This is a genomic window from Amycolatopsis sp. NPDC005961 (assembly GCF_040629235.1).
GTDB lineage: Bacteria > Actinomycetota > Actinomycetes > Mycobacteriales > Pseudonocardiaceae > Amycolatopsis > Amycolatopsis camponoti.
In genome coordinates this window covers 20,977-39,996 of record NZ_JBEXVF010000009.1, presented here as the reverse complement: position 1 = coordinate 39,996, position 19,020 = coordinate 20,977, and the positions used below count along the sequence as shown (strand labels likewise).

Annotated in this window: 16 protein-coding genes; 9 read left to right on the top strand and 7 right to left on the bottom strand. The window is 73.2% G+C overall.

Annotation, left to right across the window (positions count from 1 at the left end):
• Positions 1 to 20: 20 nt before the first annotated feature.
• Positions 21 to 773 (bottom strand): SDR family oxidoreductase, encoded by a 753-nt coding sequence (locus ABZ342_RS10535; RefSeq protein WP_360471140.1) that lies wholly within the window; start codon positions 771 to 773, stop codon positions 21 to 23.
• A 56-nt stretch (positions 774 to 829) separates the two neighbouring features.
• Positions 830 to 1,432, bottom strand: coding sequence for a hypothetical protein (locus tag ABZ342_RS10530; protein WP_360471137.1), 603 nt, complete (start codon positions 1,430 to 1,432; stop codon positions 830 to 832).
• A 71-nt stretch (positions 1,433 to 1,503) separates the two neighbouring features.
• On the opposite strand from ABZ342_RS10530, the gene ABZ342_RS10525 reads away from it, so the two are divergent.
• Both ABZ342_RS10525 and ABZ342_RS10520 read left to right on the top strand, forming a co-directional pair.
• The gene (locus tag ABZ342_RS10525; protein ID WP_360471134.1) at positions 1,504 to 1,911 is read left to right on the top strand and encodes a cupin domain-containing protein; all 408 of its coding nucleotides are present in this window, start codon (positions 1,504 to 1,506) and stop codon (positions 1,909 to 1,911) included.
• Positions 1,912 to 1,969: 58 nt separating this feature from the next.
• Complete coding sequence (locus ABZ342_RS10520) at positions 1,970 to 2,845, top strand: RNA polymerase sigma-70 factor (RefSeq protein WP_360471132.1); 876 nt, start codon at positions 1,970 to 1,972, stop codon at positions 2,843 to 2,845.
• Positions 2,846 to 2,849: 4 nt separating this feature from the next.
• Here ABZ342_RS10520 and fadD8 read toward each other — a convergent pair whose 3' ends face one another.
• A complete protein-coding gene (gene fadD8, locus ABZ342_RS10515; protein ID WP_360471129.1) occupies positions 2,850 to 4,460 on the bottom strand; it encodes a fatty-acid--CoA ligase FadD8 in 1,611 nt (536 codons plus the stop codon).
• Between the two features lie 471 nt (positions 4,461 to 4,931).
• Between fadD8 and ABZ342_RS10510 the strand changes: the two genes are divergently transcribed.
• Positions 4,932 to 6,200: a sigma-70 family RNA polymerase sigma factor gene (locus tag ABZ342_RS10510; RefSeq protein ID WP_360471127.1), complete on the top strand. Its 1,269-nt coding sequence runs from the start codon at positions 4,932 to 4,934 to the stop codon at positions 6,198 to 6,200.
• A 33-nt stretch (positions 6,201 to 6,233) separates the two neighbouring features.
• Here the strand turns inward: ABZ342_RS10510 and ABZ342_RS10505 are convergent, their stop codons facing one another.
• Positions 6,234 to 8,531, bottom strand: coding sequence for a PQQ-dependent sugar dehydrogenase (locus ABZ342_RS10505; protein ID WP_360471124.1), 2,298 nt, complete (start codon positions 8,529 to 8,531; stop codon positions 6,234 to 6,236).
• Positions 8,532 to 8,699: 168 nt separating this feature from the next.
• Here ABZ342_RS10505 and ABZ342_RS10500 point away from each other — a divergent pair, with 168 nt between their 5' ends.
• The 4 genes from ABZ342_RS10500 (at position 8,700) to ABZ342_RS10485 (ending at position 13,145) form a co-directional block, all read left to right on the top strand.
• Positions 8,700 to 9,221, top strand: a complete 522-nt coding sequence (locus tag ABZ342_RS10500; protein WP_155547176.1) for a PadR family transcriptional regulator — start codon at positions 8,700 to 8,702, stop codon at positions 9,219 to 9,221.
• A complete protein-coding gene (locus ABZ342_RS10495) occupies positions 9,218 to 9,907 on the top strand; it encodes an ABC transporter ATP-binding protein (RefSeq protein ID WP_360471121.1) in 690 nt (229 codons plus the stop codon). Before ABZ342_RS10500 ends, ABZ342_RS10495 begins: the two co-directional genes overlap by 4 nt.
• Positions 9,904 to 12,153 (top strand): FtsX-like permease family protein, encoded by a 2,250-nt coding sequence (locus tag ABZ342_RS10490; RefSeq protein ID WP_360471118.1) that lies wholly within the window; start codon positions 9,904 to 9,906, stop codon positions 12,151 to 12,153. Before ABZ342_RS10495 ends, ABZ342_RS10490 begins: the two co-directional genes overlap by 4 nt.
• 170 nt (positions 12,154 to 12,323) lie before the next feature.
• Entirely contained in the window at positions 12,324 to 13,145 is an 822-nt protein-coding gene (locus ABZ342_RS10485; protein WP_360471115.1) for a hypothetical protein, read from the top strand.
• Between the two features lie 61 nt (positions 13,146 to 13,206).
• On the opposite strand, the gene ABZ342_RS10480 is transcribed toward ABZ342_RS10485, so the two are convergent.
• Entirely contained in the window at positions 13,207 to 14,064 is an 858-nt protein-coding gene (locus ABZ342_RS10480) for an alpha/beta hydrolase fold domain-containing protein (RefSeq protein WP_360471112.1), read from the bottom strand.
• A gap of 136 nt (positions 14,065 to 14,200) precedes the next feature.
• On the opposite strand from ABZ342_RS10480, the gene ABZ342_RS10475 reads away from it, so the two are divergent.
• On the top strand, positions 14,201 to 15,427 hold the full coding sequence (locus tag ABZ342_RS10475) for a hypothetical protein (protein ID WP_360471110.1): 1,227 nt from the start codon (positions 14,201 to 14,203) through the stop codon (positions 15,425 to 15,427).
• On the opposite strand, the gene ABZ342_RS10470 is transcribed toward ABZ342_RS10475, so the two are convergent.
• Complete coding sequence (locus ABZ342_RS10470; RefSeq protein WP_360471107.1) at positions 15,424 to 16,392, bottom strand: DUF5937 family protein; 969 nt, start codon at positions 16,390 to 16,392, stop codon at positions 15,424 to 15,426. The genes ABZ342_RS10475 and ABZ342_RS10470 overlap by 4 nt on opposite strands.
• A gap of 67 nt (positions 16,393 to 16,459) precedes the next feature.
• Between ABZ342_RS10470 and ABZ342_RS10465 the strand changes: the two genes are divergently transcribed.
• Positions 16,460 to 17,647 carry an MFS transporter gene (locus ABZ342_RS10465; protein ID WP_360471105.1) on the top strand — a complete coding sequence of 396 codons (1,188 nt, stop codon included), beginning with the start codon at positions 16,460 to 16,462 and terminating at the stop codon, positions 17,645 to 17,647.
• Here the strand turns inward: ABZ342_RS10465 and ABZ342_RS10460 are convergent.
• The gene (locus ABZ342_RS10460; RefSeq protein ID WP_360471472.1) at positions 17,632 to 18,945 is read right to left on the bottom strand and encodes a jacalin-like lectin; all 1,314 of its coding nucleotides are present in this window, start codon (positions 18,943 to 18,945) and stop codon (positions 17,632 to 17,634) included. The genes ABZ342_RS10465 and ABZ342_RS10460 overlap by 16 nt on opposite strands.
• Between the last annotated feature and the right edge of the window lie 75 nt (positions 18,946 to 19,020).

Here is a 19,020-nt window from a genome sequence, read left to right as displayed (position 1 = left end):
AGGCGGTGAACCCGGACCGGTCAGGCGCGGGAATCGCGGGCCAGCCAGTCGGCGAGCTTCGTCTCGGCGAGCTTCGCGCCCGGCCCGGGGAGGAGGTCTTCCGGTCCCGGCACCGCGCCGAAGTACGGCGCCTCGGGGTCGGTGACGACCTCGCGCGGGTCCTCGCGCGCGGTCAGCACGGTGCGCACCCACTCGTCGAGGCCGAAGACCTCGGGACCGGCGATCTCGGTGCGGCCGCCGACCGGCTGCCCGGCCGCGGTCCGGGCGACGGCGGCGGACACCTCGGCCGCGGCCATCGGCTGGACGCCGGCACCCGGCAGCCGCACGACGCCGTCGGTGGTCGAGGTGTCGGCGATCCCGCCGGCGAACTCGAAGAACTGCGTCGCCCGCACGATCGAGAACGGCAGGCCCGACTCGGTGATCAGCTTCTCCTGCGCGACCTTGGCGCGGAAGTAGCCGACGTCCGGCTGCCGGTCGGTGCCCACCACCGACAGCGCGACGTAGTGCGAGACGCCCGCTTCCTTCGCCGCCGCGACGAGGTTCCCGGTCGAGGTGCGGAAGAAGTGCATCACGTCGTCGTCGGCGAACGACGGCGAGTTCGAGACGTCGATCAGGACGTCGGCGCCCAGCAGCACCTCCTTCAGCCCTTCGCCGGTGAGGGTGTCCACGCCCGTGCTGGGGGCGGCGGCGACCGCCTCGTGGCCGTGCTCGGCCAGCCGCGCGACCACGTTCGTGCCGATCAGGCCGGTTCCGCCGATGACGACGACCTTCATGTCCGTTCCTTCCGCTCGGCGCCGCCCCGGAGGGCCCGGAACGGCTGCACAACCCACTAGGACAAGACGGCGTGCGCGTTCGTGACAACGGTCCAGCCTCGCAGCTTCGCGGGATTGAGGACCAGCCAGAGGTCGGTGAGCACCCGGTCGCGTGCTTGCCAGACGACGATCGCCGCGACGAGGTCGTCCACTCGCACCACGAGTCCGGTTCCCCCGTTGACCGAGTGCTCGTCCACCCGCGTGCCGGGGCGCGGGGCCAGCAGGGCGAGGACGGCCCGCGTCACTTCGGCGCGGCCCCGCACCGGCCGGTCCGCCGTGCGCAGCTTGCCGCCGCCGTCGAACCAGGCGGTGACGTCGTCGGCCAGCAGGGCGCCCAGTGCGGGGGTCGATTGCCCGGCGCACGCGGCGCGGAACCGCCGCGCGAAGTCGTCGGCCGGCGCGGGGCGAGGGGGAGCGGCGAGCCGGTGCAGGCAGCAGCGGCCGACCGCCCGGGTCAGCCACTCCGTCGGCGACACGACGGCCGCCCGCTCGGCGGCGCCGAGCGCGTACCAGGCGCGGTAGGCCTCGTCGACGACGTCGCCGGGCCCGGCGAGCCAGGCGGCGACCTCCTCGAGGTGGCGGCGTTCGGCCAGCAGTTCGGCCAGCGCGGCATCGACCATGTCCGTTCGACAAGACGGCGCGCCGGAACGTGACGTGTCACAACGGCGAGGGCTGTCTTGTCTGCACTGGCATGACCACTCACATCCCGGGGCCGCCCCCGCAGCTGGACGTCGTCGCGACCGTGCCCGGCGCGCCGCAGATCCACGAAAACGCCGAAGCGATGACGATCCTCGTCACGCTGCCACCCGGGAGCCCGGGCGCGCCGCCGCACCGCCATTCCGGCCCGGCCTACGGCTACGTTCTCAAGGGCGAAATCGTCTTCGAGCTGGAAGGCGAGCCCGAACGGGTGGTCAAGGCGGGCGAAGCGTTCTGGGAGCCGGGCGGCGACGTCATCCACTACCAGGACGGCAACCACCTGACCGACGCGGAGTCCGCGTTCGTGGTCACGATGTTCTGCGTGCCCGGCCGGCCGATGCTGGAGCCGGTGAGCGCGGAAGAGCTGGAGCGGCGCCGGGACCGCCGCGCGCCGCGGCCGTGATCCGCCGGATCGCATGATCGACACCGGTAGGCTGACGCTGTCGGAGGGAGCCGCGCGCATGGAGGACACCGGCCTCGAGGACGCGACCGCCGTCTTCGCGGAGGTGCGGCCGCGGCTCTTCGGGATCGCGTACCGCATGCTGGGCAGCGCCGCCGACGCGGAGGACCTGCTCCAGGAGGTGTGGCTGCGCTGGCAGGCCAGTGACCGGGCCGCGGTGCGCACGCCGGCGGCCTACCTCGCGACGACGACCACGCGGCTCGCGATCAACGCGACCAAAACGGCCTACGCGCGCCACGAGACCTACATCGGCCCGTGGCTGCCGGAGCCCGTGGACACCTCGGCCGATCCCCAGCTGGGGGCCGAGCGGGGTGCCGCGCTGGAGCTGGCGGTGCTGCTCCTGCTGGAGAAGCTGACGCCGACCGAGCGCGCGGCTTACGTGCTGCGCGAGGCATTCGACTACCCGTACGTCCAGATCGCGGAGATCGTGCAGACGACGGAGGTCGCGGCCCGCCAGCTCGTCAGCCGCGCGCGCAAGCACCTCGCGGCGGAACGACGGACACCGGCCGCACTGCCCGAGCAGCGGCGGCTCCTGACGGCGTTCGTGACGGCGGCCCAGGAAGGCGACTTGTCGACACTGGAAGAGCTGTTCGCGGCCGACGTGATCAGCTACTCCGACGGCGGCGGCGTGGCCCGCGCGTCGCGCATCCCGGTGCGCGGCGCTTCGACGGTGGCGAAGTACATCCGCGCGTTCAAGGACCGTTTCTGGGAGGGCGTGACGGTGACCCCGTCGCTCGTGAACGGCGCGCACGCGATGCTGCTGTCCCGCGACGGCGAGGTATTCACGGTGCTGACGGTGACCGCCTCGGCCGAGGGCATCGACCAGGTGCTGTGGATGATGAACCCCGGCAAGCTCAAGGCGGTCGCCGCCGTATAACGCCCTACACGCTCGCTCCCTTGGGCTGGTACTGGGCCCGCAGCGCCTTCTTGTCCGGCTTCCCCAGTCCCGTCATCGGCAGCGACGCCGCCACGATCACCTGCTTCGGCACGTGCACCGGGCCCTTCTTCTCCCGCACCGACGCCTGGATCTCGGCGGTCAGCTTCTCGATCGCCGCGTCGTCGGTGGCCGCGTCGGGGCGGAGGACCACCACTGCCGTCACCGCTTCGCCCCACTTCTCGTCCGGGGTGCCGATCACGCCCACCTGGGCGATCGCCGGGTGCTCCGCCACCACGTCCTCCACCTCGCGGGGAAACACGTTGAACCCGCCCGTCACGATCATGTCCTTGACGCGGTCGACGATGAACCAGAAGCCGTCCTCGTCCTCGCGGGCGACGTCGCCCGTGTGAAGCCAGCCGTCGCGGAACGTCTCCGCCGTCACCTCCGGGAGGTTCCAGTAACCCGCGGCCAGCAGCGGGCCGGCCACGCAGATCTCGCCGGGTTCGCCGGGCGCGACCGGGTTGCCGTCGGCGTCGAGCAGCGCCGTGCGCAGGAACGCCGACGGCCGTCCGCACGAGGACAGCCGTGCGTCGTCGTGGTCGCCCTTCGCCAGGTAGCTGATCGCCATCGGGGCCTCGGACTGGCCGTAGTACTGCGCGAAGATCGGCCCGAACCGGTCGATCGCCTCGCGCAGCCGCACCGGGTTGATCGACGCCGCCCCGTAGTACACCGTCTGCAGCGACGACAGGTCGCGCGTGCGCGAGTCGGGGTGGTCCATCAGGGCGTAGAGCATGGTCGGCACCAGCATGGTCGCCGTGATCCGCTCCTCCTCGATGATCCGCAGGACGCCGGCCGGGTCGAACTTCGGCACGACGACCAGTGACCCGCCCTTCAGCAGCGTCGGCGCGAAGAACGCCGCGCCGGCGTGGGAAAGCGGTGTGCAGATGAGGAACTTCGGCGCTTCGGGCCATTCCCACTCGGCGAGCTGGATCTGCGTCATCGTCGCCATCGCCTGCGCGGTGCCCATGACGCCCTTGGGCTTGCCGGTCGTCCCGCCGGTGTAGGTGATCGAGACGACCTGGTCCGGCGGCAGGTCGGCGGGGGCGAGCGGGCGCGGGTCGAACTTCGCGGCGGTCGCGGTCAGGTCCGTGCCGACGTGGGCGAGCTGCTCGGGCACCGGCCCGATGGTGAGCACCTGGGTCAGCCCCGGCACCTTGTCCAGCAGGCCGAGCGCGCGCTCGACGAACATCGGCGCCGGGTCGATGATCAGCGTGGTGATCCCGGCGTCGCCGAGGATGTAGGCGTGGTCGTCGAGCGAGCCGAGCGGGTGCAGCGCCGTCCGCCGCGACCCCTGCATCTGGCCGGCCGCGATGATCAGCAGGACCTCGGGGCGGTTCAGCGACAGCAGCGCCACCGCCGCCCCGGTGCCGGCCCCGAGCTCCTCGAACGCCTGGGCGTACTGGCTGACCTGCTCGGCGGTCCCGCCCCCGGTCATCGTGGTCTCGCCCAGCACCATCACCGGCGCGTCCCGGTGGCGCTTCAGGGCGGAGACGACCAGATGCCCGAGGTGGTTCGGATACCGCATCGCCTGCTCGTCCATCCCGGTCCCTTCCACGGCACAATACTAGAACACGTTACTGTTTTCGGCACTATACCCGCACGAGGCAAGGGGTGTCCGGCTCCTGCTTCGGTGGAACAGGTTTCACGAGATGGGATGGCCTGAGCGCGGTGTCCTGCCGGACCGAGCCCGTCGCAGATCCGGCGATCCGGTTGAACAGCGTTCGCATAGGTGGTCGCGGGAAGTGCTGGTGCGACGGGGAGATGGCCGGACCGTCCACATCGGACACTGATACGCTGGCCACCGCCCTTCGTCCTTCCGGTCCGGTAACGCCGCGGCAACGACCCGTCGTGGCACCGGGACGAAACCGGGCCGGAGTGCTCACTTACCTGACAGACGCGGGTCCGGGATGCTCACCGCAGAAGAAAAAGGGCTTTCCGCGCCGAGACCTTGCGCCGGGCCTCCGGGTGGACGACTATCGCGTGACGTTATGCACGTGCAAGCGCACGAGCAAAGGGGGAGGTGCGGGTGACCGAGGTGGCACCGGCGGTGGCGGAGGCGGAGGACGTCCCGAGCGACGCGGTTCTGATCCAGGCGGTCCGCGGTGGCGACATCGCCGCGTACGGCCGGCTCTACGACCGGCACCTGGTCGCGGCCCGCCGGGTGGCGGCCACGATCGCGTCGGGCGAGGCGGAACGCGACGACCTCATCGCCGAAGGATTCACCCGCGTACTGCGGATTCTGCGTGCGGGCGAGGGCCCGGACGAAGAATTCCGCCCGTACCTCCTGACGACGATCCGGAACACGCTGATCAGCTGGCGCCGGCGCGACTCGGCCGTCTCGCTGGTGGCCGAGGTGCCGGACGTCCTGCCGAGCGAGGGCAGCGACGAGCCGGTGGACAGCCGGCTGCACGGCACCGTCGCCGCGGGCGCGTTCGCGAGCCTGCCCGAGCGGTGGCGGGCGGTGCTGTGGCGGACCGAGATCGAGGGCGACTCGCCCGCCAAGATCGCCGAGGACTTCGGGATGACGCCGAACGGCGTCGCCGCGCTGGCCTACCGCGCCCGGGAAGGGCTGCGGCAGGCGTACCTGGACCAGCACATCCCGGAAGCCCGGCGGCGCAACTGCCGGATCGTCTCGGGCCAGCTCTCCCGCTGGGTCCGCGACGGCGTCGGGGACCACAAGGCGCACCGGATCACGACCCACCTGGACCGCTGCCCGGACTGCCGGAAGCTGGCCACCGGCCTCCGTGAGCTCAACGAAGAACTGCCCGCCACCGTCGCCCCGCTGATCCTGGGCATCCCGGTCGTGACGCACTGGCTGACCACCACCGGCTCCCTCGCCTCGTCCGGGGCCGCCGCGAGCACCGGGGCCTCGGTGCTTTCGTGGGCCACGGCGGCGAAGGTGGCCGTCGCGAGCGCGGCACTGGTCACGACGGTGACCATCGGCGCGAGCAGCTCCGACGTGGCACCGCCGCCCCCGGCGACCGGCGCGGACGGAGCGACCACGCAGCCGGTGGGAACGCCGCGCGCGGCGGGTGTCCCGGGCGGCGGCGACCAGCGGCCGACCTCCGAAGCGCAGCTCACGTCGGCACCGCCCGCACCGGAGTCGTCCGCGGCGGAGCCGGCGGCCGAGGAACAGGTCGTGACGACCGGAGCCGACGGGCAGGTCACCACGGACAAGCAAGCGGCCAAGGAGTCCAAGCAGGCCGCGAAGGAGTCGAAGCAAGCCGCCAAGGAGTCGAAGCAGGCGGCGAAAGAGTCGAAGAAGGCGGAGAAGACGAACGTGCCCACGAGCTGACCCGGCCCCGCGGTCGGGGGCCGGGCCACCCGGTCAGCAGGGCTGCAGCAGCCAGCAGAGCCGGTACTTCGCCTGGTAGGTCGCGGATGTCGCCGGGGCGACGATGTTCTGCGTCCGGGCTCCGCCGTGCGCCCAGCTCGAGAAGGCGTACTTCAGGTTGAGCGGCGGCAGGTTCTGCGGGCTGTCCGCGCTGATCGAGTTGGTCGAGCCGGCGATCACCGTCCGCGAGAACGGCGTGCGCTGCTGCGTCCCGCCGACCGTGAGCAGCGCCTGGTCCGGGCTCGACGTGAAGGTCAGCGCCACCGTCTTCGGCTGCAGGTCGACGGTCTTGGCGCCGGTCCGGCCGGTCGAGTCCGTCGCCGTCAAGGTGAGCTGCAGGTACGACGGGTACTCGTGGTCCGGCGCGACGAACGTGCCCGCGGCGACGCCCGGGAAGTCCTGGACGGTGTGCGTGTGGCAGGTGCCGTTGGCCGCGCAGTGCCGGATCGCGAGCCGCCAGGACAGCGCCGACGGCGGCAGTTCGCCGTCCTGGGCGTCGATCGCCCGGCCGGAGAACGACACGGTCTGGCCCACCGACCACGTCAGCGACGCGGCGGGCGCGTCGACCACCGGCACCGGGTCGAGCCCGGCGGGCGTCCCGGCCGTCACCCGGACCGTCGTGGTCGCCGTCGCGCCGTGGGAGTCGGTCACCCGCAGTCCGGCGTCGACCGCCGCGGCCGTGGTGTAGGTCCAGGTCGGGTCCGGCGCCGCCGAGTCGTCGTACGCGCCGTCGGCGTCGAGGTCCCAGGCGTAGGTCAGGGTGTCACCGGCGTCCGGGTCGGTGGACCCGGTGCCGTCGAACCGGACGGTCAGCGGGGCGGGGCCGCTCGACGGCGTCGCGGTGGCCGACGCGACCGGCGGGCGGTTGGTACCGCCGGGGTAGCTCACACGCCGGAGCTCACCGCTGCCGAGCGCGACGTAGAAGACGTCGCCGCCGGGGCCGGTCAGCACCTGCACGGGCGTGTTCGCGCCGGTCACGAACGGGACCAGGCGGCTCGGGCTGGGCTGGCCGTTCGCCGTCTGCATCGCCCAGATGCAGCCGCGTGACGAGTCGGCGAAGAACAGCGCGCCGGCGTACGCGGCGGGGTAGTTGCTGCCCGATTCGAAGGCGATCCCGCTGATCGACGAGCCGCCGGTGGGACAGGGATCGCCCGCCACGACCTTGGCGTTGTGGTTGTAGGCGTAGAACGGCGCCGCCTGCCCGCCCGCGGTGTACAGGGATTCGCAGCGGTCGAGGTTCGCGCCGTCGTAGCCCGCTTGCCGCGCGGTGCCTTCGAAGCAGGGCCAGCCGAAGTTCTCCGCCACCGCGTCCCCGGCGTTCGCGACGCGGTTGATCTCCTCCCAGGTGTTCCAGCCGACGTCCCCGGCCCACAGCTCGCTCGTGCCGGGCCGGAACCCGAACCGGAACTGGTTGCGCGCGCCGTAGGCGATCACGCGCCGGGCGTTGGCGTCGGAGCTGCCGGCGAACGGGTTGCCGGGCAGCCCGTCCCCGGTGTCGGGGTCGAGGCGCAGGAGCGTGCCGTTGAGCAGCACCGGCTGCCCGGCCGCGCGGCGCGGCGACTGGGACCGCAGCGCGCCGCCTTCGGCGTTCGGCGGGGCGAGGTTCGTGCCGGCGGGGGACGGCGGGTCGGCGCAGGGGTTGCCGACCTGGCCGTAGTCGGCGAAGTTGAAGCTGGCGCCGTCCCCGCCGCCCGCGTACAGGGCGCCGTCCGGGCCGAAGGCCAGCGCGCCCACCGAGTGGCTGGGGAACTGCTGGCACCAGCCGGTCACGAGGGGCTTCTCGCTGACGGCGGTGCCGTCCGGGCCCATGGTGAGCCGGGAGATCCGGCCGGTGACGACGCAGCCCTGGTCGGTCGCGCCCGGCGGGGTCGGGCAGGCGTCGCCCCACTGCGGCGCGGTCCCGCCCGGCAGGGCGTCGAAGGTGTAGGAGACGTAGACGAACGGCCGGGCGGGGAACGCGGGGTCGACGGCCAGGCCGAGCAGGCCGCGGTCCCAGAAGTCCTGGGTCGGGGTCCGCAGGTCGGCGAACACGGTCGCGGTCGGGTCGGCGAGGGAGTCGAAGACCTTGACCAGGCCGCTCTTCTCGGCGACGAAGACCCGCCCGTCGGGGGCGAACGCCGCGGCGGTCGGCGAGGTCAGGCCGCCGATCGCGACGGTGTCGGTGAACCCGGTGGGCACAGCCCCGGCAGGAGTGGCGACGGCGACGGCGAGTGCGCCGGCGAGCGGCACGACCACCGCGGTGGCCAGGGCGCGTCGTGATCTTCGGGGGAACAGGGGACGACGGAAGAGCATCACTCGAACTCCAGGTGCGCGGGGGACCGGGACCGTCCCCTATGGCGCCGGAAGTCCGATCGTTGTTACACCTCGGACCGGAAATGCACACGGCTGGCCCATCCTCGGGTGATCACTATGCACGGGGTGTATAAACCTCGGCTATACACTCTGTGTACAGTCGCCCGCATGTCATTCGGACACACCCTGCTCGGGCTGCTGGAGAACGGCCCCCGGCACGGCTACGACCTGAAACGCGCTTACGACGACCGGTTCGGGCACGACCGCCGCGTCCACTACGGCCAGGTCTATTCGACCCTGGCCCGGCTGCTCAAGCAGGGACTCGTCGAGGCCGACGGCATCGAGGCCGGCGGCGGTCCCGAGCGCAAGCGCTACGCGATCACCGACGCGGGGGTCGCCGACGTCGGCAGCTGGCTAGCGACCCCGGAGAAGCCGGAGGCCTATCTGCAGAACACGCTCTACACCAAGGTCGTGCTCGCCCTGCTCTCCGGCCGTCCCGCCGCCGACGTCCTCGACGTCCAGCGCTCGGCCCACCTCGACGCCATGCGCGAGCTGACCCGCCGCAAGACCCGGGGCGACCTCGTCGACCAGCTGGTCTGCGATCACGCGCTGTTCCACCTGGAGGCCGACCTCCGCTGGCTGGAGCTGACCGCGGCCCGGCTCGACCAGCTGGCGAAGGAGATCGCGTGACCATCCCGGGGGACGTCCTGCTGGAGGCCGCCGAAGTGCGGAAGGCCTACGGCGCCACGGACGCGCTGACGTCGGCGAGCCTGCGGGTGCGCGCGGGGGAGGTCGTGGCGCTGATGGGCCCGTCGGGGGCGGGCAAGTCGACGCTGCTGCACTGCCTGGCCGGGATCGTCCGGCCGGATGCCGGCGCGGTCCGCTACCAGGGCGCCGACCTCGCGCTGCTGTCCGACCGCGCGCGCTCGGCGTTGCGCCGCACCGACTTCGGGTTCGTCTTCCAGTTCGGCAGGCTCGTTCCGGAGCTGACCTGCCTGGAGAACGTGGCCCTGCCGCTGCGGCTCAACGGCGAGCGCGGCCGGGTCGCGGCCCGGCGGGCGCGGGACATGCTGGGCGAGCTCGGCCTGGCCGACGTGGCCGGCAAGCGGCCGGGCGAGGTGTCGGGTGGCCAGGGGCAGCGCGTGGCGATGGCCCGCGCGCTCGTGACCGGGCCGCGCGTCGTCTTCGCCGACGAGCCGACGGGCGCCCTCGACTCGCTCAACGGCGAGCAGGTCATGCAGCTGCTGACCACGGCGGCGCGCGACCGGGACGCGGCGGTGGTCCTGGTGACGCACGAACCCCGCGTCGCGGCCTACTCCGACCGCGAGGTCGTCGTCCGCGACGGCCGGACGCGGGAGCTCGAGGTGATCGGGTGATCCGCCGCTGGGTGGCCGACCTCGCCCTCGGGATGCGCCTCGCGCTGGGCGGCGGCGGGGCGCGAACCGCCCTGGTGCGGCTCACGCTGACGGCGGTCGGCGTCGGGCTCGGCGTCGCCGTCCTGCTCACCGCGACGTCGGTGCCGCACCTGCTCGGTGCCCGCGACGACCGGGCGAGCGCGCGCGTCCTCGCCCCGGGGACGGCCGCCGAAGGCGTCGACCCGGTCCACGCCGTCACCCGGAACGACGAGTTCCGGGGCCGCGGCCTGCAGGGCGTCCTGGTGCAGCTCACCGGCCCGCACCCGCCCGCCGCGCCGGGCGTCGCGCGGTTGCCGGGGCCGGGGGAGGCCGTGCTGTCCCCGGCACTGGCGGAGCTGCTGCGGTCGCCGGACGGCGAGCTGTTGCGCTCGCGGCTTTCGCAGCGGGTGATCGGCACCATCGGCGACGCCGGGCTCACCGGCCCGAACGAACTGTTCTTCTACATCGGCTCCGACACCGTCGCGCAGCAGCCGGACACCGTCCTGGTCGGCCGGTTCGGGTACGAGACCTCCCGACGTCCCCTGTCCTCGCTCGAGCTGCTGCTGGTCGTGGTGGGTGCGACGACCTGCCTGGTGCCGGTGTTCGTCTTCGTCGTCACCAGCACCCGGCTCGCGGCGGCGGCCCGGGACCGCCGGCTCGCCGCGCTGCGCCTGGTCGGCGCGGACCGCGGCCAGGTGCACCGGATCGCGGCCGGCGAGGCGCTGCTCGGGTCGTTCGCCGGCCTGCTCGCCGGCCTGGCGTTGTTCCAGCTCATCCGCGTCCTCGTCCCGGCGATCACCGTGGACGCCTTCCGCGGCGGTCTCTTCGGCACCGACGTCGTCCCCGACTGGCGGCTCGGCGTCCCGGCCCTGCTGGCACTGCCACTGCTGGCGTGCGCGGCCGCCGTGGTCGCGCTGCGGCCGGTCGTCATCGAGCCGCTGGGCGTCGAGCGGCGGGGGACGCGGAGCCGGCGGAAGCTGGCGTGGCGCCTGTTCCCCGCCGTCACGGGCGGCGCGTTGCTGCTGACCGGCCTGGGCGGCGACGGCGCCGGTGCCGGCAACCCCGCCGTGATCGTCGGCGTCGTGCTCGTCCTCACGGCCGTGCCCCTCGTGCTGCCGTGGGTGGTCGAGCGGGTCGCGGGCCTGCTCGGCGGCGGTTCGCCGGCCTGGCTGCTGGCCGTCCGCCGCCTGCAGCTGGACAGCGCGACGGCGGCGCACCTGGTCAGCGGCGTCGCCGTGGTGCTGGCCGGATCCATTGCGCTGCAAGGGGTCTACGACCGCGCTGAGAGCGAACGTCCCGTGCCGCGGCAAATCCGGGTGCTCGCGACCTACTACGCCACGAGCGTCGCCGACGGCGACGCGTTCGCCGCCGCCTTCCACGCGCTGCCCGGGCTGAGCGGCGTCCCGGTGCGGACCGGCGCCCTGCTCGACACCGCGGCGGGGGACCGCGTTCCCGCCGTCGTCGAGAGCTGCCCGGCGCTGCGGGCCCGCGCGCGGCTCGCGGACTGCCGCGACGGCGAGGTCTACGCCGCGGCGACCCTCGCCGACCGGGTGCCCGAGCAGGGGGATCACGTGTGGTTCTCCGAGGTCCGCCGCGCCCGCGCGATCGACCGTCCCCAGTGGACACTGCCGGAGGTGCACCGCGTGCCGGTGTACGGGGACGGCGGGCTGGAGCTGCTCGTCACCCCGGGCGCGCTGGCGACGGTGTCCGGGGTCGGGCTGACGGTGAACGCGACCCTGCCCACCGCCGACCCGGACCTGGTGGAGCGCGTCCGGAACGTGGTGGGGTGGAACGGATCGGTGGACTCGCTCGGCACCGGGCGGGACGGCACCTCCGCGCTGATCACCCGGGTCCTGTCGGTCGGTTCGGTGCTGGTGCTGCTGTTCGTCGCGGGCAGCCTGCTGGTCGCCGCGTGGGAGCAGCTGCGGGAACGGCGGCGCAGCCTCGCCGCGCTGGCGGCGAACGGCGCCGGGCGCGGCGTGCTCGCCCGGTCGCTGGTGTGGCAGCTGGCGATCCCGGTCGCGGTGGCGGTGGTCGTCGCCGTGCCGGCCGGGCTCGCGCTCGACTGGCTGGTGCTCACGTTCGTGGTGCACCGGCCGATGGCGGCGGACGTGCCGTCGATCGCGCTCCTGACGGCGACCGCGATCGCGGCGGTACTGTTCGTCACCGCTTTGACACTGCCCGCGTTGTGGCGGACGACGAACCTGGAGAATCTGCGCGAAGAATGACCCGGCCGGCGGGCGGGTCCGGTTCTTTCCGGGCCCGCCTCCGGCCGTGGAGCCTTTTCGGTGGGCCGATTCCGCCCGAAAAGGCGCCCTTTCCGCCGTTGTGGCGCTATCCTCTTTCCGCGATCGTGAATACGTCGATATCCGCCGCCCCACGATTTCGAGGCAAGCAGATGCGCACCATGTATGACGCCGTCACCGCGCGGAACATCCTCAAGAAGGACCGTCGGCCCGCGCTGGTGGCCGGGTACGTCGACCGGATCAGGCTGGCGCCGTGGACCGCCGCCGACTGGGCGCTCTTCCCGGACGCCCTCAAGGTGCGGATCGTCAAGAAGGCGTCGACCGATGACGGGCACGTGCTGGACGTCGAGCCGGGTGACGCCGCGCCGGAGGAGGCGCCGGGCTGGGCCCGGCGGCGGCGTGCGTCGGGGTTCGCCTACCCCGTCATCTACTGCAACCGGTCGACCTGGCCGAAGGTGAAGGCCGCGTTCAAGGCCCAGCGCGTCGAGCCACCGCTGTACTGGATCGCCACGGCCACCGGCAAACCCGAAATCCCCGAAGGCGCGATCGCCGCGCAGTACCTGCTGGACGTCGCGCCCGGCATCGACATCTCCGTCGTGGCCGACTTCTGGCCCGGCGTGGATTCGCCGGGCGGATCCCTGACCGCTGAACCGGAAGTGGAGCTCATGGAACGCATCACCGTCACCCCGCCCAACGCCGGGCAGAACACGGTCCGGCTCAACCTGTCCGGCAGCGCCGGCGCCGCGCTCGTCGTCCGCCCGCGGATCAACGGCCAGGGCGTGTCGAAGCCGATGTGGGTCGGCAACATCTTCGCGTGGGGCTCGGACAAGACGGGCGTCGGGCACAACCCCAAGACCGACCCGAACTACGACGACCGCCTGACGTCCCACCGCCGGTTCTCGCTGCCGGGCGCGGTGTGGGCCGACCTCGAGTACAGCGCCTCGGAGCCGTTCGAGATCGACATCGTCGGCTGAGCTCGGCTGAGCCGGACTGAGGCGTGGCCGTCCGGCACGCCGCCCCCGGCCGCGGTGCCGCTCAGGCTTCCGCCGTGAGGTGGTTGCGGAGGAAGGCGATCCCGGCGTCGGTGACGTGCTGGAGCCGGCGTTCGCCGTAGAAGTGGCCCGCGCCGTCGAGGCGGATCAGGTCGGCGTCGGCGCCGGCTCGCCAGTAGGCCGAGACCAGTGCTTCGCTGTGGGCGATGGGGATCCCGGCGTCGTCGGTGCCGTGGGCCAGCAGGAGCGGGGCCGCGGTCGCCGACGCGTGGAGCAGCGGGCTCGCGGTCGGCCCGGGGAGCCAGTCGTGCGGGTCGTGACCGCTGCTGTGCAACGGGGAATCCGCCGGCGGCGGCGGGATGCGCGTGAAGTCCGTCGGCGGGCTCCAGGCGATCGCGGCGCCGACGTGACTCGGCGGGCCCGTGATCCCGAGGTCGCCTTCGAAGCCGGCGTCGTCCGCCGTGACGGCGAGCATCGCGGCCAGGTAGCCGCCGGCCGAGTGGCCCCACGCCGCGACGCGGCCGGCGTCGAGGTCCAGCTCGCCGGCGTGGTGACGCACCCAGCGCACGGCGGCCTTCACGTCGTGGACCTGCGCGGGGAAAGCGGCTTCGCGCCCGTGCCGGTACTGGGCCCGCGCGACGGCGAACCCGGCCGCCACCAGCCGATCCGTCACGCGGTCGCCGAGCAGGCTGTGCTTGTGCGACCCGCCGGCCGGCGCGCCGCCGTAGAGGTAGACCACCACCGGATGGCCGCCGCGCGGCGCCGGACCGGCCGGCACGACGAGGTCCAGCAGCAGCGGCCGGTAGCCGGCGAGCGTCGCGACGAGTGCGTCCCGATAGGACACTCGCGCCCCGGTCCGTTCGGCCCGGGGCAGGGTGAGCGGGGCACGGGAAGTGAGCACGCGACCACTATCGGGGCATCCCGGGCACGGCGGCCAGCCGTACCAGGATGCGGGAGGGGTCCGAGCCGGCCCACCGGTGGCCGGCTAGTACGAGCGTTGTACGAAATTTGGATCCGCCTCTGGCGCAATGCCACCCATGCGAACTCCGAAAGTGCTCCTCCTCGCGCTGGCCGTGGTGGCCGGCGCACTGGCATGGCCCGGGACGGCCGGTGCCGCCTACAGCGATCCGCTGACGACCACGACCAAGCAGAACCTGGTCTGGCACGCGACGCCGGCCGCCGCGCTGACCGCGCTCGACAACGCCCTGCCGAACGTCAGCCTCAACACCGTCGTCAACGACACCAGCTACGCCATGACCGGCTGCACGAGCGCCGAAAAAGCCGCGCTGCCCAAGGCGCCGGCCGCCGCGAAGTCGTTGTGCTGGGACTCCGAACGCGCGGGCAGCACGACCTGGGTCCCGCAGGGCATCACGACCTCCGGGGACGCCGACGACGACGGCATGTGGGGCGCGGACAAGGTCATCCTGTCCGGCTGGCACGGCACCGACGCGCTCGGCCGGTACAACGACGCCCGGATCCAGGCGGTCAACTACAACGACCCCGCCGCGGCCGCCCACCGGATGATGTACCTCGCCGTGCCGAACAGCACCGGCAGCAGCTTCTCCGCGGCGAAGGCCCACATGGGCGGCATGGCCTGGCTCGGCGACAAGATCTACGTCACCGCCGTCGGGAACACCTCGACCGCGATCCGGGTGTTCAGCACCAAGCACATCCTGCAGCTGACCGACACGACGTCGGACGCGATCGGCAAGACCTCGGCCGGATATGCCGCGTACACCTACAAGTACGCGATGATGCAGGTCGGCTACTACACCTACGCGGGCGGGACCTGCAGCATGGCCTCCGACACGGGCGTGCCGTGCTTCTCGTCGATCTCCCTGGACCGCAGCACGAGCCCGGCCAGCATCGTGACGACCGAGTACTTCTCCGACCAGAGCCTCCACGGCCGCCTCTACCGCTTCCCGATGGGCACGGACTACCTGCTCACCGGGACCGCGGCGGAGGCGTTCCGCAGCTCGGTCGGCAACATGCAGGGCGTCCTGTCCCACGACGGCAAGTGGTACGTCGCCCACAGCTCGGCGACGATCAACGGCCAGCTCTGGGCCCAGACGACCGCGGCGAGCACGGCGGCGACCTGCGGTTCGACGTCCGCCTGCTGGGCGGTCCACCCGGAGGCGCTGACCTACGACTGGTCGACCGGCCTGGTCTGGTCCCAGTCGGAGTGGTCGACGGCCGACTGCCAGGCGCAGAGCCAGACGTGCGGCCGGTCGGTGTTCGCGGTCCCGCTGTCCTCGCTGGGCTAGCGGGCGAGCAGGGACGCTCCGAGCGCGGTGATCAGGTAGAGCACCTGGCGCCCGGAGCGTTCCCGCTCGACCAGCCCGTTCTCCCGCAGGACCGCCAGGTGCTGCGACACCGCGCTGGGTGTCACGCCGAGGGCGCGGGCCAGGTCGGTCGTGGTGGCGGGGGAGCGCAGCGCTTCGAGGAGCCCGGCCCGCGCGCGGCCGAGCAGCCGGACCGTGCCGCCTGAGGGCGCGCGGGTGCCGGCCGTCCACAGGGCGCCGCGGCCGCGGGCCGGGTAGCGGACCGTCGTCTGCGTGGACGTGCTCCGCTTGACCAGGACGTGCGGGCAGCCGAGCACGACCGGGATCAGGACGAGGCCGCCGGGACCCCGGTTCACCCGGCGGTCGCCGTCGAGCAGCAGCTTCCCGTTGTCCCAGCGCAAATCCGGGTGCAGGCCGGCGAACAGCCGTTCGGCGCCGCCCGCGGCCAGCATCCGCGCGCGGTGGGCGACGTCGGCGTCGAGGACGGCCCGGATCCTCGGCCAGTGCGGGGCGAGCAGCCGGTCGTGCGCCTCCCGCAGTTCCGCGGCGATCGCCGTCAGCCCGGCCGCCGGGCGCTCGGCCAGCTCGGCGACGGTGCCGCGGAGGTCCGACCCGAACACGCGCCCGAGGCTGTGCCGGACCTGACGCGCGGTCGTCCGCCGCAGCGCGGCCAGATCGTCCTCGATGGACGGACCGGAGCCGCGCGGGGCGGGCACCAGGAACTCCGGCCAGTTGGGCCGGTCGCTGACGATCAGCGGCCAGGTCCACGGGAGGTCCAGCGGCGCGCGGGTGAGCTCGTCCTCGGCCCAGCGCAGCCACGGCAGCGCGCTCGCCTGCCGCTCGCGGCCGCCCAGCTGCTGCAGGCACGCGACCGTCTCCGACAGCGGCGAGATCGCGAAGCGGGTCGCGGCGAGCTGCGCGACGTCGAGTTCGATCGTCAGGCCCATCGTCCCGAGTATGTAGCACCGGGCTAAATCGTGTCCGGCCCCGGCTCGGGCCCCGAGGATTCGGCGCATGACCCTGCCGACGGCGTACCGGCGGCTGTGGTGGGCCACCGGCATCGACAACCTCGGCACCGGCGCGTTCACCGCGGCGGTGCCCCTCCTGACCGTCACGGTCACGCACGACCCGCGGCTCGTCTCGCTCGTGTCGGCCGCGGCGTACCTCCCGTGGCTGCTGCTGTCCCTGCCCGCCGGTGCGCTGGCCGACCGCCATGACCGGGCGGGCCTCATGTGGCGCGCGCAGGCGGCGCAGGCGGTGCTGGTCGGCGCGACCGCCGTCCTGACCGCTTGCGGCGCGATCGGCATCCCGGTCCTCGCCGTCACGGCGTTCGGGCTGGGCGCCGGTGACGTCGTCTTCGGCACCGCGGCCCAGGCGATCCTGCCGGACCTGGTCGCGAAGCCGCTGCTGCCGCGGGCCAACGGCCGTCAGCAGGCGGTCGCGACGGTGACCGGGCAGTTCTCCGGCCCGCCCCTGGGCAGCCTGCTGTTCGGCGTCGCGGCGGCACTCCCGTTCGGTGTCGACGCCGTCTCGTTCGCGGTGTCCGCCGTCCTGGTGGCGACGCTGCCCCGGCGGGACCGGGGCGCCCGGACCCGGTCCGCCGTCCGGGAAGGACTGGCGTGGTTGCTGCGGCACCGGCTGCTGCGCACGCTCGCGATCCTGGTGGGCGTCAACGCCTTCTGCGGCCAGCTCGCCTTCGCCACGCTCGTCCTGCTCGCCACCCGGGTCGTGCACCTCGACGCGCGCGGCTACGGCCTGCTGCTCGCCGGGGCCGCGCTGGGCAGCGTGCTCGGCGGCCTGGTCAACGCGCGCGTCGTGGCCCGGATCGGCTCCCGGCCGGCGGTGCTGACCGCGCTGGTCGCGAACATCGGCGCGTTCGCGGGCATCGGCCTGAGCCGCGACGCCGTGGTGCTCGGCGCGTTCCTCGCGGTGAACGGGTTCGCGACGACGCTGTGGAACATCGTCACCGTCGGTCTCCGGCAGCGGCTGGTGCCGCCGGCCCTGCTCGGCCGGGTCACCAGCGCGTACCGGCTGCTCGGCTGGGGCCTGCTCCCGGCCGGCACCCTGGCCGGCGGGCTGGTGGCCCACGCGCTGGGGCTGCGGGCGCCGTACCTCGTCGCGGCCGCCGTGCGCGGGCTCGCACTGGTGGCCGCGCTGCCCGCGCTGGCCGGTCCTTTGTGGACGGATCAGCGCCGCGTGTAGATCACCCCCAGCTGATCCACTTCGTCACCCGCGCGGCCGTGGAAGCCGGCGATCTGCCAGCCGTCCGGTGCGGTGGCCGTCGTGCAGTCCGACGTCTTCGTGCCGCCGGCGAGCGTGCCGCCGCGGTTGGTCGTGAGGCGGGCGGAGAAGATCCGGGTGTGGCCGTTGTAGCTGCCTCGGCACAGTTCCGCCGAGACCGCGTACTCGCCGTCGGCCAGCGGATAGGTCCGCGAGGTGCCGCCGGTGCCGCCGTGACCGGACGTCGTACCGTCGGCCAGGGTCAGGCCGATCCGGTCGACCCGGGTGCCCGCGCTCAGCGTCAAGGTCGTCGCGCGGCCGCCCGCCGGCACCCGGTCCAGGTCGGTGAACGGCGTGCCGTGCGGGCCGCCGAAGCGGTCGCTCAGGCGGAACGCCGGGTTTTCCGTCCAGCCGAACCGCACGGTCACCGGGTCGTGGTCCGACAGCATCGCCCCGGACGCGTCGAGGAACGCGGTGTGCTCGTTGTTGTAGTAGGTCGCGTCGAGGGAGATCTGCTTGTTCCCGCGGTAGAGCACCTTGTCGACGATCTCGCACGCGTTGGTGACCGCGTTTTCGTCGCACAGCAGGGGATCGCTGCCCGCCGCGGGCGGGACGCCGCCGCGTTCGAGCCGGACCCACGCGTCGGTGAGCCCGTTGGCGGCGGCGAACGCCCGGATCGTGTCGGCGGCCCGGGTGTAGCGCGTGTTGGTGTCGCCCATGACCACGACGGCGTTGCCCGCCGAGTGCGTGGTGAGGTAGGCGGTGAGCTGGTCGAGGTTCGCGGCGCGCGAAGCCTGGTCGCCGTCGTTCGTGCCCGCGTTCGTGTGGATGTCGTACGCGTCGACGTAGACGCCTTCGGCGAGCCGGAGCCGGGTGAAGGTGAAGCCCTTCGGCGTCAGGCAGTCGCCCGAGTCGAACTGGCACGAGTTCCAGCGGACTCGCTCCAGCTCGTCGACGGGCAGGGCGGACAGGCTGTTCAGGCCGCTCCCGATCCCGGCGCCGCCGCTGGTCGGTGTCCGGTACAGGTGGGCGTCGGCCGCGTACAGGTTCGCGTGGTAGTTGAAGTCCTCTTGGACGTGCACCAGGTCGTACGGGCCGAGGCGCTGCCCGATGGCGGTCGTGCTGGATGCGCGCGGGGTGGGGGCGCTGGAGATGCCCTCGGGCAGCCCGGCGATGTTGTAGGACAGCACGCTGAAGGTGCCGCCGGCGGCGTGGGCGGTGGGAGCGGTGACGGCGAGCCCGGACGCGGCGAGGACGGCGGTCGCGAAGGCGGTGAACACTCTGCGCAAGGCGGTGTTCCTTCCGTGGCGGGGGAGCGGGAACAACCGGCGGTGACGTGAACGAAATTCACGTTA

What these genes read in the sequence shown, in the direction of transcription:
- ABZ342_RS10470 (WP_360471107.1), bottom strand. Translation starts at nt 16,392, where the DNA reads ATGGGCCTGACGATCGAACTCGACGTCGCGCAGCTCGCCGCGACCCGC.
- ABZ342_RS10500 (WP_155547176.1), top strand. Translation starts at nt 8,700, where the DNA reads ATGTCATTCGGACACACCCTGCTCGGGCTGCTGGAGAACGGCCCCCGG.
- ABZ342_RS10535 (WP_360471140.1), bottom strand. Translation starts at nt 773, where the DNA reads ATGAAGGTCGTCGTCATCGGCGGAACCGGCCTGATCGGCACGAACGTG.
- ABZ342_RS10485 (WP_360471115.1), top strand. Translation starts at nt 12,324, where the DNA reads ATGCGCACCATGTATGACGCCGTCACCGCGCGGAACATCCTCAAGAAG.
- ABZ342_RS10525 (WP_360471134.1), top strand. Translation starts at nt 1,504, where the DNA reads ATGACCACTCACATCCCGGGGCCGCCCCCGCAGCTGGACGTCGTCGCG.
- ABZ342_RS10520 (WP_360471132.1), top strand. Translation starts at nt 1,970, where the DNA reads ATGGAGGACACCGGCCTCGAGGACGCGACCGCCGTCTTCGCGGAGGTG.
- ABZ342_RS10505 (WP_360471124.1), bottom strand. Translation starts at nt 8,531, where the DNA reads ATGCTCTTCCGTCGTCCCCTGTTCCCCCGAAGATCACGACGCGCCCTG.
- ABZ342_RS10475 (WP_360471110.1), top strand. Translation starts at nt 14,201, where the DNA reads ATGCGAACTCCGAAAGTGCTCCTCCTCGCGCTGGCCGTGGTGGCCGGC.
- ABZ342_RS10465 (WP_360471105.1), top strand. Translation starts at nt 16,460, where the DNA reads ATGACCCTGCCGACGGCGTACCGGCGGCTGTGGTGGGCCACCGGCATC.
- ABZ342_RS10530 (WP_360471137.1), bottom strand. Translation starts at nt 1,432, where the DNA reads ATGGTCGATGCCGCGCTGGCCGAACTGCTGGCCGAACGCCGCCACCTC.